15 protein-coding genes are annotated in these 16,600 nt (G+C 54.9%); 6 read left to right on the plus strand and 9 right to left on the minus strand.

The window, feature by feature from the left end:
* Window positions 1–2: 2 nt before the first annotated feature.
* From AC3DKS_RS05255 to AC3DKS_RS05270, 4 genes are read right to left on the minus strand one after another with little or no spacing between them, the layout of a single operon-like run.
* A complete protein-coding gene (locus tag AC3DKS_RS05255) occupies window positions 3–1,262 on the minus strand; it encodes an MFS transporter (protein ID WP_015753130.1) in 1,260 nt (419 codons plus the stop codon).
* A gap of 43 nt (window positions 1,263–1,305) precedes the next feature.
* Entirely contained in the window at window positions 1,306–2,514 is a 1,209-nt protein-coding gene (locus tag AC3DKS_RS05260) for a nucleoside permease (RefSeq protein ID WP_272606822.1), read from the minus strand.
* A gap of 9 nt (window positions 2,515–2,523) precedes the next feature.
* A complete protein-coding gene (locus AC3DKS_RS05265; protein WP_272606823.1) occupies window positions 2,524–2,967 on the minus strand; it encodes a DinB family protein in 444 nt (147 codons plus the stop codon).
* 15 nt (window positions 2,968–2,982) lie between these two features.
* Window positions 2,983–3,996: a sugar phosphate isomerase/epimerase family protein gene (locus AC3DKS_RS05270; RefSeq protein WP_272606824.1), complete on the minus strand. Its 1,014-nt coding sequence runs from the start codon at window positions 3,994–3,996 to the stop codon at window positions 2,983–2,985.
* A gap of 206 nt (window positions 3,997–4,202) precedes the next feature.
* Here AC3DKS_RS05270 and AC3DKS_RS05275 point away from each other — a divergent pair, with 206 nt between their 5' ends.
* The 4 genes from AC3DKS_RS05275 (at window position 4,203) to AC3DKS_RS05290 (ending at window position 7,749) form a co-directional block, all read left to right on the plus strand.
* The gene (locus AC3DKS_RS05275) at window positions 4,203–5,915 is read left to right on the plus strand and encodes a GMC oxidoreductase (protein ID WP_272606825.1); all 1,713 of its coding nucleotides are present in this window, start codon (window positions 4,203–4,205) and stop codon (window positions 5,913–5,915) included.
* Window positions 5,915–6,565 carry a gluconate 2-dehydrogenase subunit 3 family protein gene (locus AC3DKS_RS05280; RefSeq protein ID WP_272606826.1) on the plus strand — a complete coding sequence of 217 codons (651 nt, stop codon included), beginning with the start codon at window positions 5,915–5,917 and terminating at the stop codon, window positions 6,563–6,565. The genes AC3DKS_RS05275 and AC3DKS_RS05280 overlap by 1 nt, the downstream gene beginning before the upstream one ends.
* Window positions 6,566–6,674: 109 nt before the next feature.
* A complete protein-coding gene (locus tag AC3DKS_RS05285; RefSeq protein ID WP_272606827.1) occupies window positions 6,675–7,529 on the plus strand; it encodes a hydroxypyruvate isomerase family protein in 855 nt (284 codons plus the stop codon).
* 88 nt (window positions 7,530–7,617) lie between these two features.
* Entirely contained in the window at window positions 7,618–7,749 is a 132-nt protein-coding gene (locus AC3DKS_RS05290; protein ID WP_015753137.1) for a hypothetical protein, read from the plus strand.
* A gap of 384 nt (window positions 7,750–8,133) precedes the next feature.
* Here AC3DKS_RS05290 and AC3DKS_RS05295 read toward each other — a convergent pair whose 3' ends face one another.
* The 4 genes from AC3DKS_RS05295 to AC3DKS_RS05310 form a co-directional block, all read right to left on the minus strand.
* Entirely contained in the window at window positions 8,134–10,611 is a 2,478-nt protein-coding gene (locus AC3DKS_RS05295; RefSeq protein ID WP_041326914.1) for a ribonucleoside-diphosphate reductase subunit alpha, read from the minus strand.
* Between the two features lie 125 nt (window positions 10,612–10,736).
* The gene (locus AC3DKS_RS05300) at window positions 10,737–11,723 is read right to left on the minus strand and encodes a ribonucleotide-diphosphate reductase subunit beta (RefSeq protein ID WP_015753140.1); all 987 of its coding nucleotides are present in this window, start codon (window positions 11,721–11,723) and stop codon (window positions 10,737–10,739) included.
* A gap of 490 nt (window positions 11,724–12,213) precedes the next feature.
* Window positions 12,214–12,789 (minus strand): hypothetical protein, encoded by a 576-nt coding sequence (locus AC3DKS_RS05305; RefSeq protein WP_015753141.1) that lies wholly within the window; start codon window positions 12,787–12,789, stop codon window positions 12,214–12,216.
* Window positions 12,786–13,010, minus strand: a complete 225-nt coding sequence (locus AC3DKS_RS05310) for a hypothetical protein (protein WP_015753142.1) — start codon at window positions 13,008–13,010, stop codon at window positions 12,786–12,788. The genes AC3DKS_RS05305 and AC3DKS_RS05310 overlap by 4 nt, the downstream gene beginning before the upstream one ends.
* A 283-nt stretch (window positions 13,011–13,293) precedes the next feature.
* Here AC3DKS_RS05310 and AC3DKS_RS05315 point away from each other — a divergent pair, with 283 nt between their 5' ends.
* Window positions 13,294–14,028: a LytR/AlgR family response regulator transcription factor gene (locus AC3DKS_RS05315; protein ID WP_272606828.1), complete on the plus strand. Its 735-nt coding sequence runs from the start codon at window positions 13,294–13,296 to the stop codon at window positions 14,026–14,028.
* A gap of 13 nt (window positions 14,029–14,041) precedes the next feature.
* A complete protein-coding gene (locus AC3DKS_RS05320; RefSeq protein WP_272606829.1) occupies window positions 14,042–15,976 on the plus strand; it encodes a tetratricopeptide repeat-containing sensor histidine kinase in 1,935 nt (644 codons plus the stop codon).
* Here the strand turns inward: AC3DKS_RS05320 and AC3DKS_RS05325 are convergent.
* Window positions 15,969–16,535 carry a DUF3109 family protein gene (locus AC3DKS_RS05325; protein ID WP_272606830.1) on the minus strand — a complete coding sequence of 189 codons (567 nt, stop codon included), beginning with the start codon at window positions 16,533–16,535 and terminating at the stop codon, window positions 15,969–15,971. The two genes, AC3DKS_RS05320 and AC3DKS_RS05325, sit on opposite strands and share 8 nt — an antisense overlap.
* Between the last annotated feature and the right edge of the window lie 65 nt (window positions 16,536–16,600).

Here is a 16,600-nt window from a genome sequence, read left to right on the forward strand (position 1 = left end):
TTTTAACTTCCTTTTGTTTGCTCCAGGACATCGGCCATGTCATGCGCCTGTGGTACGCGTCGCTCTTCCAGTTTCTTCCGGAAAAACAGGAACAGTATCCCAAAGAGTACGGCAACGGTAAGCGGGAAGAACATCATCTTCCCGAGGGTTGCCTTCCCGGCGGCCAGTTCCGCCACTTCCTGGGCCATCCCGCTGTCCAGGGCAGTTTGCCGTGCACTGTCCAGCCAGGACCCGATCACGGGCTGCCAGATGGCTGTGGACAACATCCCGGCTCCGCCTACCAGCGACATGCCGAGGGCCCCGGTTTTAGGCATATACTCCGAGGTAAACCCGATCATGGTGGGCCAGAAATAGCACACCCCCAGGGCAAACAGGATCGCCGCCGCATAAATCATCCCGCCTTCTGCAATGCTCATGCTGTAGACGGCCGCCGTCGTGACAATCGCCGACATCAACAGTACGCCAATCGGGTTCAGCCGGTGCACCAGAAAACCGCCAAAATAGCGGCCGAGCGCCATGATACCGGTAACCATTGCCAGGACCAGCATGGGGTTCGCCCCGGAATTCCCGAGGATCCGCTCCACCCATTGCTGGGGCCCGAATTCGGAAATCGCCGTCAGGGTCATACAGACAATGATAAAGAGGAAAAGCGGGCTGGCGAGCGCCTTGATATTGAGGCGCGTGTCCGTTTCCATGTGTTCGCTTTCCGGCAGGGGCTCCTTAAAGAACATGAAGCCGTATATCAACGTGGGGATCAGCATGATGGCTATCTGGGCCTGCCAGCCCATGCCAAAATCCGTCATAAACTTGGAAATCAGCGCCCCGATCACGATACCCCCCGGAAACCAAACGTGGAAGCGGTTGAGCATGGCGGTTCGGTTGCGCGTATACATATCGGCAATCATCGGGTTGCAGGCCGCTTCCACGGACCCGTTTGCAAAGCCGATAAAGAAGGTGGAGATCAACAGCGTCCAGAACCCTCCGGCGTATATGGTCATCACCAGGCCGATGATATGCGAGAAAAACGCAATCATCATCAACTTTTTCGGACCGAGTAAATTGTAAAGCAGCCCGCCGACAATCGTGGCGATGGGGAAACCCAGGAAGGCCATTCCGTTGATATAGCCCAGTTGCGTATCCGAAAGGTCGAACTGGAGTCCCAGCTGGTCGAGGATCCCCGCCCGGATGGCAAAGGTCATGGACGTTACCACCAGGGAGATACAAGCGGCAAGGAACACCCGATTTCTGTTAATTGGTTTCATAATGTTTGTTTTAGTTTAGTTGCAAGCGATGAATATATTAAAATTATAGTTTGTAGCTGACTTTCTCATTCCGAAAAAAGAGGATAAACAGCAGCAAGACGACATATGAGAACCCGGCCGGGTACAGCCAGATTTCCCGCCATGCATGGCCGTCGGCGGTGGCAAAGGCGTCGACGATGCTCCCGCAAACCTGGTAACCGATAAGCATTCCCACCCCATAGGTTGCCAGGGTGATCAGTCCCTGGGCGGCGCTCCGGATCCGCGGCCCGGCTTTGACATCCGTGTAGATTTGCCCGGAGACGAAAAAGAAATCGTAGCAGATTCCGTGGAGCACGATGCCGGTAAACAACATCCATGCCCCCTCGTCCGCATTGCCGTAGGCAAAGAGCGTATAGCGCACCCCCCAGGCGAGCATCCCGACAATCAGCGTCCACTTGAGCCCGAACCGGTTCAGGAAAACCGGGAGGAGGAGCAGGAAGATCACCTCGGAAATCTGTCCGAACGTCATGTTCCCCGCAGCGTTATCCATCCCGATTTCGTTCAGGAAGGGGTTCGCAAAACTGTAATAGAATGCAAGCGGAATACAGATAAGAACACTCGACAGGAAAAATATCAGGTAGTTGCGGCTTTTCAGGAGGCTGAGTGCCTCCAGCCCCAGCACGTCGCTCAGGGTAATCCGGTCGCCTTTGGATTTGGGCGGGGTATCCGGGAGGGTGAAGCTGAACAGGCCCAGGGCCAGGGAAGACCCGGAGGCCAGCATAAAGGTGTAACCCAGCAGGTTTTCGGCCTCCCAATGAAATACGTAGCCGATGAGCATCCCCGCAACAATCCAGCCGATGGTCCCCCAGATCCGGATCCTGGCAAACTGCTTGGACGGGTCGGACAGCTGGTTGAAGGCCACGCTGTTGGCAAGGGCCAGGGTGGGCATGTACAGGACCATATAGACCAGCAAAAGCGGGTAGAATACGGCGAATTCCTGCGTGGACCCGATAAAATACATCAGTACGGCGCCCGCGATATGGATGACTCCGAGCATGCGCTGGGCCGCGAAAAAGCGATCGGCGATCAGCCCGACGATAAAGGGCGCGACGATGGCCCCCCAGGATTGCGTCATATAAGCGGTGCCGACTGCTGCTGCGTCCGTGTTCAGACTCCGGCCCAGATAGGTACCCATGGTTACGAACCAGCTGCCCCAGACAAAAAACTCCAGGAACATCATCAAGGATAGCTGCAATTGGATTCGACCCTTCATGGCGGCGGTTTATCGCTTGTAGAAGATGTAGTCCAGAGCGGGAGGTTCCGCGCCGCTGGCGCGGATTTCCGCCACAATCTGTGCCCGGTGGTGGGTGGAGTGGTTCAGGATATGGAACAGGATGTCCCGGAGCGTATTGCTGAAACTCCGCCCCTCGGAGTTCTCGTATCCCACGCGTTTTTCCAGGTCGTCCGCATTGGTGATCAACTCAAAGGAGGCCCGCTGGTTTTCGTAGTGGATATCCGCCCAATCGGAAAGCGCATGCACATCCCACACCCCGTGTTGGGGTTCGCTCCCGTTCAGCCGGGCATTCCAGATATGGTGTGCATTGAGTATATGACTGAAGAGCTCCGCTGTACGCGCAGACACCTCCTTCATTTCCGAGCAAGCTTCAATAAGCTTTTTGTTACAGTAATAATTGTAATCAAAAAGTTGGTGGAAATACGATTTCATCCCATTAATTACTGCTTATGACAATTCCCCGGCGGCTTTGATCAACAGGTCCCGCGTGGCGATGATCCCGGCTTCTTCCCCGAGTTCGCTTCCTTCGTATTCCACCCCGATATACCCGCGGTATCCGGCGTCCTTCACAATTTTCAGCATCCGGACGTAGTCGATCTCCGACTCGTTGCCGTCCGGGCCGAAATCGTGGGATTTGGCGCTCACCGCCTTGGCAAACGGCATGAGCTCCTCGACGCCCTTGTAAATATCGTATGCCTCGGCACAGCCCGAACCGTAGTCCGACGGGTCGTTTCGCCGGATGCAGAAATTCCCGAAATCCGGGAGTGTGCCCACATTATCCAGTTCCACCTGGCTGAAAACCCTGGCCATCATCTCCCCGTTGGAGGAGAGCCCCCCATGGTTCTCGACAAGGACATTGATGCGTTTGTCGCGGGCGTAGTTGCCCAGCTGCGTCAGGCCGTCGATGGAATTGGCGATCCACTCATCCGGGACGTCGCTGCCGGCCAGGTTGACCCGGATGGCATGGCAACCCATGGCCGCGGCGGCATCTACCCATTTGTGGTGGTTTTCAACGGCTGCAGCGCGTTCGGTTGCGTCGGACACAGCCAGATTCCCCTGGCCGTCCACCATGATCAGGACGTTCTTCATCCCGTGTTTCTGTGCCTCCTCATTGGATTTATCGACGAATTCCTGCATGGCCTCAGCAGAAAATCCCGCCCGTTGCAGGGTGCCGTAATACAGGGCGCTGACGTATTCCAGGCCGGTAAAGCCCCATCCCTTGGCCTTCTCCGCAAAGGTGTACGGGTCTACCCCGTCGTTGCGGATCATCCGGTTGATTGACCACTGGCCCAGGGAGAGATCGAAAAACAAATCGGCTTCAGCGGTGGCGGCCATCGCTCCGGAATCCGGGCTGCCGTCGCTGGTTTCTTTCTTCTCATTTCCCTTACAGGCAAGGGCCCCGAACAGGGAAACTGCGGCCGAAGCCTTGGCACTCTGGTGGAGGAATTTGCGTCTTTTCATCGGTTATCGGCTATTTTAATTGGTTGCTGGTCAGATCCGCTTTGCCGGGCGGCTGTGCGGGCAGGCAGGCGCTAAGGTTTTCGCTCTCATTGCATTATCCGTATCTTTACGCCTCCTTTACTGCAAAACCCTAGGATTTATGGGCGTTTAAATGTAGAAAATTAATTTAATATTTAATACTTTTAGGAATTAAACAAACATTCTAAATGAGTAAATTCTATTACAACCAGGAGCAGGATTCCTACGATGCGATTGTCGTCGGGAGCGGGATCAGCGGCGGTTGGGCGGCGAAAGAACTTTGCGAGGCCGGCCTGAAAACCCTGGTGCTGGAACGCGGCCGTATGGTCAAGCACATCGAAGACTATCCGACGGCCAACATGGATGATTGGGATTTCCCTCACAACGGGCAGCTCCCGAGGGAAGAAGCGGCCAAACAGGAAAAGCAGGCCCGGACGGGTTATACCGTGCGCGCCCAGCATAATTTCTGGTTTGTCAACGACCTGGAACACCCCTATAACGAGACCCGGCGGTTCGACTGGATGCGCGGGTACCACGTAGGTGGCCGTTCCATTATGTGGGGACGTCATAGTTACCGCTGGAGCGATATCGACTTTGAAGCGAACAAAAGGGAAGGCATCGCCGTGGACTGGCCGGTCCGTTACAAGGACATCGCCCCCTGGTATGACAAGGTGGAAGCCTATATCGGGGTTACCGGCGAAAAACTCGGGCTGCCCCAGCTCCCGGATGGCGTCTTCGAACCCATGATGGAGCTCAACTGCGTGGAAGACCACTTCCGCCAGAAGCTGGCCGAACAATACGAAGACCGCGTGGTTACCGCTGGCCGGGTAGCGCATATCAACAGCGACAAACAATACGAGGGCCGCAACCGCTGCCAGTTCCGGAACCGGTGTATCCGGGGCTGCCCCTTCGGCGCATACTTCAGCAGCGTCTCTTCCACGCTGCCGGCTGCGGAAAGGACCGGAAACCTGACACTCCGGCCGGATTCCATCGTTCACGAAATCACCTACGACCCGGATACCAAAAAAGCCACGGGCGTAAAAATCATCGATCGGGTCACCAAGGAGGAATTCGAGTTCAAGGCAAAGGTGGTATTCCTGTGCGCCTCCGCCATCGCTTCCACCTCCATCCTGATGCAGTCGCGTTCCGACCGGTTCCCGAACGGGCTGGGGAACGATTCGGACCAGTTGGGCCGGAACATCATGGACCACCACCTCAACGTGGGGGCGTCGGGCAAATTCGACGGCTTCGAGGACAAATACTATAAAGGACGCAAGCCCAACGGCATCTACCTCCCCCGTTTCCGGAACCTCGGCGGCGGTACAAACGTGGACAGCTTTAAGCGGGGTTACGGCTACCAGGGCGGCGCCAGCCGCGGAAACTGGGAAGATACCATTGGGGAGCTTTCCCACGGCAAGGACCTCAAGGAGGCGATCCTGAAACCCGGGGGCTGGACCTTCGGCATGGGCGGATTCGGCGAGGTATTGCCCTACGAGGACAACCGGATGACCCTGGACTACGACAAGCTCGACCAGTGGGGCCTGCCCACGGTGACTTTCGACGCGGGTTATAAGGAAAACGAACTGAACATGCGGCAGGATATGATGGAACAGGCCGCGGATATGCTGGAAAAAGCCGGCTTCCGCGAAGTGACCCCGTTCAACGGAAACAGCGCCCTGGGCCTCGGAATCCACGAAATGGGAACGGCCCGGATGGGACGTGACCGTCGGACCTCGGTGGTTAACGGTTACAACCAGGTGCACGACTGCAAAAACGTCTATGTCACAGACGGGGCCTTCATGACCTCGGCCTCCTGCGTAAACCCGTCGCTCACTTATATGGCCTTTACGGCCCGGGCAGCGGACCACGCCGTTAAAGAACTTAAAAAAGGAAATATCTAATGGAAAGAAGAAAAGCCTTAAAAAATATGGGGATGGCTATGGGGCTCACCTTGGCCACGCCCACCGTAATAAGCATCCTGCAGAGTTGCCAGCAGGAGGCAGGCACCGACTGGACCCCGGTCTTCTTCAGCGAGGGCGAAGGAGCCGTCCTGGTGAAGCTCGTGGACATCATCCTGCCTAAAACCGATACTCCCGCTGCCTCCGAATTACAGGTTCACGCCTTTATCGACAGCTATATGGAAGCAGTCCCCCCAGCGGAGGAACAGGACTTTATGCGGATGGCATTCGGGGCGTTTATAGACAAGGCACTGGCGGATTCCGGGAAGGAAGCTGCCGAAGACCTGACCGTCGAGGACCTGGAACCCGTCCTCGCCGAGAGCCTGGCGAAAAAGACTCCTGAGGAGGAAGCGGTGATAATGGAAGCCATCGGCTCCTACCAGGAAGCTGTGGAATCCGGGCAGGAAGCCACCTTGGACGAGGCGATCTCCCGATACAGTTTTGCGAACAACCTGCGCGGCTCCGTCATTTGGGCCTACAAGAACACGGAATACATTGGGGAAGAGGTACTGGCTTACCAGCCCGTACCGGGCGAATACATCCCTTGCGGGGACGTAGACGAACTGACCGGCGGCAAGGCCTGGTCTATTTAACAGACCCCCGGTGAACCGCAGGAAATTCATACGCAATACAGGGCTTGCGGCTGCTTTGGGTGCCGCAAGCCCTATTGCATTCGGACGGGAAGCCGGACCGGGTGCCGCAGTGAAATCGCAACAGTCGGACAGCACCTTTCCCCAACCAGCGGAAGCATTTACCCTGGACTTCGCCCCCCACCTGGGGATGTTCCGGGAAAGCGCCGGGGAGGACCCCCTGGAGCAGCTGCGCTTCATGGCGGACGCGGGTTTTCGATCTTTTGAGGACAATGGAATGGGCAACCGGCCGGTAGCCCAGCAGGAAGCCATGGCGCGCCTGATGGCGGAACGGGGCATGCGGATGGGGGTCTTTGTGGCCCATACCATCTATTGGGACCGCCCGAACCTGGCTTCCGGCGATTTGGCCCTCCGGGAAGAATTCCAGGGGGAAATCCGGGCAGCCGTAGCGGTAGCCCAGAGGGTGAACGCCCGGTGGATGACCGTAGTGCCCGGACACCTGGATTTACGGCAGGATATGGGCCACCAGACGGCCCATGTGGTGGAAAGCCTCCGGCGGGCCGCCGACATCCTGGAACCTCACAACCTCACGATGGTCCTGGAGCCCCTCAACTTCAGAAACCACCCGGGAATGTTTCTCAGCGGGTCGGCACAGGCCTATGAAATCTGCCGGGCAGTAGACTCCCCGGCATGCAAAATCCTTTTCGATATTTACCACCAGCAAATCCAGGAAGGCAACCTGATCCCGAACATAGAGGCTTGCTGGGATGAAATTGCTTATTTCCAGATTGGGGACAACCCGGGCCGAAAGGAACCCACAACGGGCGAAATCAACTATTCAAATGTTTTTAAATACATTGCCGGACGCGGTTATGACGGTATCCTTGGGATGGAACACGGAAATTCCCAGGAGGGTATTTCCGGGGAAAAAGCAGTGATCGAAGCCTACCGCGCCGTGGACCCCTGAGCATTTCATCGAATTTTTCCTACAAATTTGGGCGCGTTATCGATTTAATTGTACATTTCATCGCATATCCCCCAAAACTAAAGATGTCATGTCCCAAATCGACACCTACCTGTATGTATTGCTGACCTATGTAACCCTGTATTCCCTGGCGCGTTATGCCTACCGGAAATTCAAAAACCGGTTAACGCCTGCCGAACCCGCGGAACAGGAGATGGGTTAGTCCGCTGGCAAGCATTCCTTCGGCGCCCGGAGCCGGGCGTTTTTACAATTTCTTTACCCGCCGGTAATCCAAACGGCCATTTTGACCCGTATATATCATACGCGAGCTCGAGATGGAGAATTATTATATTATTTTACTGGGCTACCTGGCCGCATTCCTGGTAATCCGGAGCATCGTCAGACCGATGCTGAAAGATTGACCGGATTCCGGCTTATTTCCGTTGGGTGATCCCTGTAGGGTGATCCGGAGCCTGCGTGCCCAAAATAAAAATACCCCGGCGATTGCTGCTACTGGCAGCAGGCCGGGGTATTTTTTTGAATAAACACTAAAACTTGCAGGGGCTTGCAACCGGCATACCCGTTACGACCCCCTGCATGAACCGGTTTACGAACCGCACATCAGGCAATCGTCGTCGGTTTGGCCTGAAGCCGCTTTGGCCTGGGCTACCAGGGCCTTCATCTCCTCAGCACTGAGAGGTTCTGCATCCACCGGCTGTTCCTTCACCGGGGTGGTCGACACCTTCAGGTTCTTTGCCTTTTCCGGCGCAACGCCTTCCTCGGTCACCACCGCTTCGGGAACTTCCACCTTTTTCTTGGTATTGTCCAGGGTGAATTTAATTGCGTCCACAGCCGCCTTGGTACGCAGGTAATACATCCCCGTTTTCAGGCCGCTTTTCCAGGCGTAGAAGTGCATGGAGGTCAGTTTTGCATAGTTCGCGTTCTCCATGAACAGGTTCAGCGACTGGCTCTGGTCAATGAAGTACCCCCGTTGCCGGCTCATATCGATGATGTCCTTCATGCTGAGCTCCCAGACGGTTTGGTAGAGTTCCTTGATGTTGTCGGGAATCGCATCGATATGCTGGATGGATCCGTTGGCCCGCATGAGCTCCTGCTTCATATTCTCGTTCCAGAGACCCAGGCTTACCAGGTCTTCCAGCAGGTGCTTGTTGACTACGATGAATTCCCCGGAGAGGACGCGTCGCGTATAAATGTTGGAGGTATACGGCTCAAAGCACTCGTTGTTCCCGAGGATCTGCGAAGTGGAAGCCGTCGGCATGGGCGCCACAAGCAGGGAGTTGCGCACGCCGTTCTTTTTGATGCTTTTCCGAAGTTTCTCCCAGTCCCAGCGGCCGGAGAGCTCCTTATCCTCAATCCCCCACAGGTTATGCTGGAACTGCCCCTGGGAAATCGGGCTGCCTTCATAGGAAGAATACGGCCCTTCCTCCTTGGCCATTTCCATGGAGGCCGTTGCAGCCGCGTAATACAGCGTCTCAAATATCTCCCGGTTCAACTTCTTCGCCTCGTCGCTGGTAAAGGGAAGGCGAAGCAGGATAAAGGTATCCGCCAGGCCCTGTACCCCCAGACCAATCGGCCGGTGGCGCATATTCGAATTCTCCGCCTCCTTGATCGGGTAGTAGTTCCTGTCGATGACCCGGTTCAGGTTCTTGGTCACCCGCTTGGTCACCCGGAAGAGCTCCTTATGGTCAAATTCGCCGTTTTTGATAAACATCGGCAGGGCGATGGAGGCCAGGTTGCACACTGCCACCTCGTCTTCTGCCGTGTATTCCAGAATCTCCGTACAGAGGTTGGAAGAGCGGATGGTCCCCAGGTTCTTCTGGTTGCTCTTCCGGTTGGCAGCGTCCTTGTAGAGCATGTAAGGCGTTCCCGTCTCAATCTGGGATTCCAGGATTTTCTCCCAGAGCTCCCGGGCCTTGATCGTCTTGCGGCCCTTGCCCTCTTTTTCATATTTCAGATACAGTTCCTCGAACTCCTCGCTGTGGGTGGTATAGAGCCCCGGGCATTCGTTCGGGCACATGAGCGTCCACTCTGCATCGGCCTCCACCCGCTTCATAAACAGGTCGGAGATCCACATGGCGTAGAACAGGTCCCGGGCCCGCATCTCTTCTTTCCCGTGGTTTTTCTTGAGTTCCAGGAAATCGAATATATCCGCGTGCCAGGGCTCCAGGTAAATGGCAAAACTGCCTTTGCGCTTGCCGCCTCCCTGGTCCACGTACCGCGCCGTATCGTTGAAAACGCGCAGCATGGGAACCAAACCGTTGGACGTGCCATTGGTGCCTGCAATATAGGAACCGGTGGCCCGGATGTTGTGGATGGACAACCCGATGCCCCCCGCCGACTGGGAGATCTTTGCCGTCTGTTTCAGCGTGTTGTAGATCCCGTCGATGCTGTCGTCCTGCATGGCCAGGAGAAAACAGGAAGACATCTGCGGCTTTGGCGTCCCGGAGTTAAACAGGGTGGGCGTGGCATGCGTGAAATACTTTTTGGACATCAGCTCGTAGGTCTCCCGGACGGCGTCCAGGTCGTCCAGGTGAATGCCGACGGAAACGCGCATAAGCATATGCTGGGGGCGCTCTACGATCTTCCCGTTCAGCTTGAGCAGGTAGGATCGTTCCAGGGTCTTGAAGCCAAAGTAATCGTAGCCGAAATCCCGGTTGTAGATGATCATCGAATCCAGGGTATCGGCGTGCTTCTGGATCACCTCAAAGACGTCATCGGCAACCAGGGGGGCCTTCTTGCCGGTACGCGGGTTCACGTACTCGTAGAGGTCCTTCATGGTTTCGGAGAAAGACTTCTTGGTGTTCTTATGCAGGTTGGAGACGGAGATACGGGCAGCGAGCTTGGCGTAATCCGGGTGGGTGGTGGTCAGTGTGGCGGCAATCTCGGCCGCCAGGTTGTCGAGTTCTGAGGTAGTCACCCCGTCGTACAGGCCTTCGATAACCCGCATGGCTACCTTGACCGGGTCTACCAGGTCGCTCAGACCGTAGCACAATTTACGCACCCGCGCGGTAATCTTGTCGAACATTACCGGCTCTTTCCTGCCATCTCTTTTTACTACAAACATGTGTTTCTCCTTTTTGTGATCATTAGTATTCGGGCTCGCCCTGCCCTGTTAAAATTCTTAACATTTTCAATTTGCGGCAGAAAAAAGCCCGGTCGTTGAGCGGACTCTTTTCCGTCGGATGCTCCCTAGAAATCGGCGTCGAAGCTGATTTTCTGTGAGTCCGTGTCTTTTTCCTTGTTCATTACCCCGGCTTTCTGGTATTCCGAGACGCGCTTTTCGAAGAAGTTCGTCTTCCCCTGCAGGGAAATCATGTCCATAAAATCGAAGGGGTTGGTGGAATTGTAGACCTTCTCGCACTCGAGCTCCACGAGCAGGCGGTCGGTCACGAACTCCAGGTACTGGGTCATCAACTTCGCATTCATCCCGATCAGGCTCACCGGCAGGGACTCGGTAATGAATTCCCGCTCAATATCCAGCGCGTTGGTGATGATCTGGGTAATGCGCTCCTTGGGCACTTTGTTCACCAGGTGGTTGTTGTGCAGGTGGACGGCGTAATCGCAGTGCATCCCCTCGTCCCGGGAAATCAGCTCATTCGAAAAGGTGAGCCCGGGCATAAGGCCCCGCTTCTTGAGCCAGAAGATGGAGCAGAAGGCCCCGGAGAAGAAGATCCCCTCCACGGCGGCAAACGCGATGAGCCGCTCGGCAAAGCTCGGGGACTCGATCCACTTCAGCGCCCAGTCGGCTTTCTTCTTGATCGCCGGGAAATTTTCGATGGCCTGGAACAGCACGTTCTTTTCCTTTTCGTCCTTTACATAGGTATCGATCAGCAGCGAATAGGTCTCCGAGTGGATGTTTTCCATCATGATCTGAAACCCGTAAAAGAATTTGGCCTCCGAGTACTGTACCTCGTTGACGAAATTTTCTGCCAGGTTCTCGTTCACGATCCCGTCCGAGGCAGCGAAGAAAGCGAGGATGTGCTTGATAAAGTATTTCTCGTCGTCTGAAAGCTTATTGTTCCAATCGCTCAGGTCCTGGTGCAGGTCGATCTCCTCCGCGGTCCAGAAACAGGCTTCACACTTCTTGTACCACTCCCAAAGATCGTGGTGTTGTATCGGGAATATTACAAATCTGTCCTTATTTTCCTTCAGGATTGGCTCTTCAGCTGCTGACATAATGCGGGATTTAAATTGAGTTAAAAAAGTGTGAAATTTCCTTGCAATAGGGACCAACAAAGATTGGAAAATACCGCCAAAGAGGAAAGGGGGTTAGTCCCCATCTGCCCCAAAGTTTTTAACACAACCTGTTGAAATCTAGCCTCGCAAGCCTCGATACGGCAGGTTCGGGGTTTATAAAAAAAATAAGGGCATTCCCGGGGATGTATATCAAAAAAATAAACCGAACAGTCGCTTATTCAAGCATACTATTCGGTCTATTAATTCGGATAGGTTTTGTCAAACGGTACGGCTCCCGGCGACGTGGTTGGCGGTTGCGGTTGTTGATCTAGGTAGTTCCCCCGAAACCTAAAAATCTAACAGATACCAGTTCCAAAATTTGGCTTGGTTGCAAACGCCCGACGCCTGAACGCAGCTGTTAAAACATAACGAACATATAAGAGCCGTACTTCCTGTTTGACTAAAAATCTATCGGTTATTGTTAAAACTTTCAATTCAATTGCTGCGTGTACAGCGGTCGGGCATTAAACCGCCCCTTCAGGCGCATGCTCCGGCCGTTCTCGTCCATCAACAGCATATTCATGTTCCCGGCAACCTCTTCAAAACTCGACGCCGAGATTGAAATACTGCCGGATTCCGTAAAATACAGGGTGTTTTTTTCCTTAACGAGGTCCGCATAGCCGAACACCGTCCCCAGGCTGCTCAGGAATTCGTCCTTGGTGGATTCCACGCTGTACTGCTCGGCCCGGATAAACGCAGAGTCCTGGGACAGCGGGATAATGAATCCAAAGCCTTTGCCCTTTTGGGCGTTCGGGTTGATAAAATGCAATTTGAATACCGGGATCTGCCGGAATCCGGAATGCTGTTTGGCCAGTTCAAAATAAACCGGCCCCTCAAAGTATTCCACCTGGCCGTCCTGCAGGGAAGACAGCTGGTATTTGCCAGTGACCATCGGGCTTTCCGGCAACATATTTCCAGGGGTCATATAGGAGATAATTCCCAGCACTACCAGGGACGTCAAAGCGACCCCCGCAATCCGGGTAATCCATTTTGTCCTCTGATTCACGGATTCTCTTGGTTAGGTTCAATTCCCCGGACTTTTTCCAGCGGTGCCCCGGAAACCAGCGCGTCCGAACCCTCGTCGGAAACGGCAGCCGTCTCGGTTCCGTCCAGGACGCTGCCTTCCCCGTAGGTGGCCTTCCCGGACAGCACGGCCAGAACCAGCGCGGCAACCAACCCCAGGAAGTAATACAGACAGCGTTTCATCATCTTTTCCTTTATCTTCATAATCTGCCGGCAATGTAATGCGTACATGCACCGGGCGGGGTCCAAAATGTATAATCGGGCTGAAATCCTGTATAATCCGCAACACCCCGTGCAGGCGATGCGCCCTCCCGGCCCTTTTGGGCGGACGCAACCCGCAATTTCAGGGGCCTGCCAGACCTTGCGGACCGGATTCATCCGATTTGCAACCATTCATAAACTGAAACCTGCAATCAACACAAGTTAACGCCCGGCCTGCCCCCCGATCTTTAATTTTGTTTAAATTAGGACGTACGAAGTCAAAGTTATGTTAGAGGCAGTCATTGTCGACGATGAAGAGAAAGCGCTCCAGAGCCTCCAGTGGGAACTGACCAATTTTTCGAATGAAATTTCGGTGGTTGCCTCCTTTACGGATGCCTACAAAGCGCTGAGTTACCTGGACAGCAACCAGCCGGATTGCCTGTTCCTGGATATTGAAATGCCGTCCATGGACGGCTTCCAGTTTATCCAGAAGATGCAGAACAGCGACGTGGCCGTGGTTATCACCACAGCGTACAACCAATACGCCATCAAAGCCCTTAAAAACGAGGCCATCGACTATTTGTTGAAGCCCATCGATTCGGACGACCTGGCGGATACCATCACCAAAATCCGGAAGCACCACGCCCGGGGCATGTCCGCCGAGCGCCTGGAACGGATCCTCCTGAACCACAACGCCACTTCTTCTCACAAAAAGATTACTCTGAGTACGGACGGGAAATTGGTTTTCCTGGAAAACGACGATATCATCTATGCGGAATCCGACGGCAACTACAGCACCATCTACCTTTCCGACGGAAATAAAATCGTCCTGACCAAAAAATTAAAGGAAGTGGGGGAATTGCTGCCTTCCGACACCTTTTTCCGGATACACAATTCCTTTATCATCAACTTAAACAAAATCAAGGAATTTCTTAAAACGGACGGGTACGTCATCCTCAAACCGAATCATAAAATCCCGGTTAGCCGACAAAAAAAGTCGGACTTCCTGGATATGATTTAAGCCGGCCCCCTCCATGCGGAAACACCTTTTTAAAACCCTGCTCCATATTTGCATTGCCGCCATCTGTACGCAGGCGGCCGCCCAGGGTATCCCGAAAGATTTCCGCCAGCTTGCCGACAGCCTCATCCGTGCCCGGCCGGCAAACTACAGCGCCTATAAAACCGCCCTTGGGCCGTATTCCCAGGATACGCTCCTTATGCAGTATTTTGTGCGGGAGGCCGAAATTGCGGCCTTTACCCCCGGGGCCATATACGGATATACCCAACTCGGGGTGCACTTTCAGAACCTCTCCCAAAACGACCGGGCCCTGGACTACCTGGCCGTAGCGCTGGAAAAGGCCACCGAATCCAATAACCGCGAATTGCGGATTGTCGCCCTGAACCGGCTGGGAATGGCGTACCGAAAAATGGAAGCCATCAAATCCGCCCTGGATTATCACCAGGAAGCCCTGAGCCTAAGCGAATCGATTGCGGATCCCGGGGACTTTGTCCTGCGGGAACGCAACACCGCCATCAACGGCATCGGGAATATTTACCGGATGCTGGAGCAGTACGGCCTGGCCATTGAGTATTTCCAGCGTTCCCTGGAGAACGACCAGGCGCTGGGAAACCTGGAGGGTCAGGTAGCCAATTACCAGAACATCGCGGAGTGCCTGGAAGCCCTCGGCGACCTCACGGGGGCCATGTCCTACTACGAGGACGCCCTCCGGGTGAACAAAAGCCTGGGCTCGGACCGGAGCGACGTCATTACCAGATACGGCATGGCCCACGTCCTTGCCCATGAGGAAAAAGCCGCGGAAGCCCTGGAAATTCTTGAGGCCATCCTGCCCAAAGCGCGGTCTATGCGCGATCCCGAATTACTGGCCAACGTCTATGTGCAGCTCGGGTGGGTATTGTCCCGCCTGAAGCGTTACGACGAGGCCCGGGGCTACCTGCTCAACGGACTCAGGATTTCCGAAGAGCTGAATCTGCCGAGCAATATGGATTCCGCCAACCGCTACCTGCACGACATCGAAATGGCCCTGGGAAATTACCAGGCGGCCATTGAATTCTACAAGGCTTCCGTGGCTGCGCGGCGGATGATCTCGAACGACCTGAACCGCCGGTACGTTTACGAGATGATTTCCAAGTCCGAGGTAGATAAGCGAAAGGACCAGATAGAAATCCTCTCCAAGGAAAACGAGATCGTGAAGCTCCGGCTCCGGCGGAACCGGACCACGCTGCTGGTTGGCGCCCTGATGCTCGTGCTGATTACCCTGATCCTCTACATCCTGTACCGGCAGTACCAGTTGAACAGCGAAAAAAAAGTGCTCACCCTGGAACAGGCTATGCTCCGGAGCCAGATGAACCCGCATTTCCTCTTTAATTCGCTGAATTCCATTAAGCTCTACATCATCAACAACGAGCAGAAAAATGCCGTGCACTACCTGAACAAGTTCTCCAAACTCGTCCGGAAAATCCTGGAGGCATCCTCCCTGAAGGAAATCCCGCTGGCGGAGGAACTGGAAACGGTTGAACTGTACATGAATATCGAAAACATCCGGTTCAACAACGAGATTGACTTTGCCGTGGAGATGGATCCGGAGATCAACCCGAGCCTGGTGAAAATTCCGTCGCTCATCCTGCAGCCATTCCTCGAAAATGCAATCTGGCACGGGCTTTCGTCAAAGGAGGGGGAGAAACGCATCCGGATCCTGATCCGGCAGGAAAATTCCGGATATATCACCCTGGTGATCCGGGACAACGGCATCGGGCGGGCGGAAGCCGACAAGTTAAAACAGCGGCGGGTGCTCAAGCGGAAGTCTGTCGGGATCGACATAACGCGGGAGCGTCTTGCCAATTTTTCCAGGGATTACCAGTACAATTACACCATCGAAATCCGGGATCTTTTCGATGCGGACGGGAAATCTGCCGGGACCGAGGTGATCCTGAAAATCCCGACTATTTGAGGTGTTTCTCCGCCACGGATTCCAGCTCTTCGTACCACGCCTCCCCAAATTTTCGAACCAAGGCCTCCCGGACAAATTTGTAAATCGGCACCCGGGTAGTTTCCCCCAGGGAACAGGCCGGGTCGCAGATGTGCCACTGATGGTAATTCACAGCGGTCAGGGCCGTGTACTCCCGGATACGCACCGGGTAGAGGTGGCAGGACAGGGGTTTCTTCCAATCGATAGCCCCCTCCCGGTGGGCCGCCTCGATACCGCATAGCGCGGTCTCCCCGGAATACACGACATAGGCGCATTCGTTCCCGTCTACCAGCGGGGTCTCCCACTCCCCGTCGGATCCGCGGACATAGGGCCCCTGGGCCTCAATCGCCTTCCGGCCCTCGTCCCGAAGAAACGGCCGCACGCGGGTGTAGATTTTCTCCAGGATACCGCGCTCCTCCTCTGCAACCGGGGCGCCGGCACTCCCGTCCACGCAACAGGCGCCCTTGCACGCCTGCAGGTCGCAAACAAAATGCTTCTCAAAAAGCTCCTCCGAGACTACCGTTTTACCCAGTTCAAACATCGGTTGGAAATTTGGACAAAGATATTCTTTTCAACCTGAAATCCGGGAGTGGAAAATTCCCGTAT

It is taken from the genome of Robiginitalea sp. (assembly GCF_982776155.1).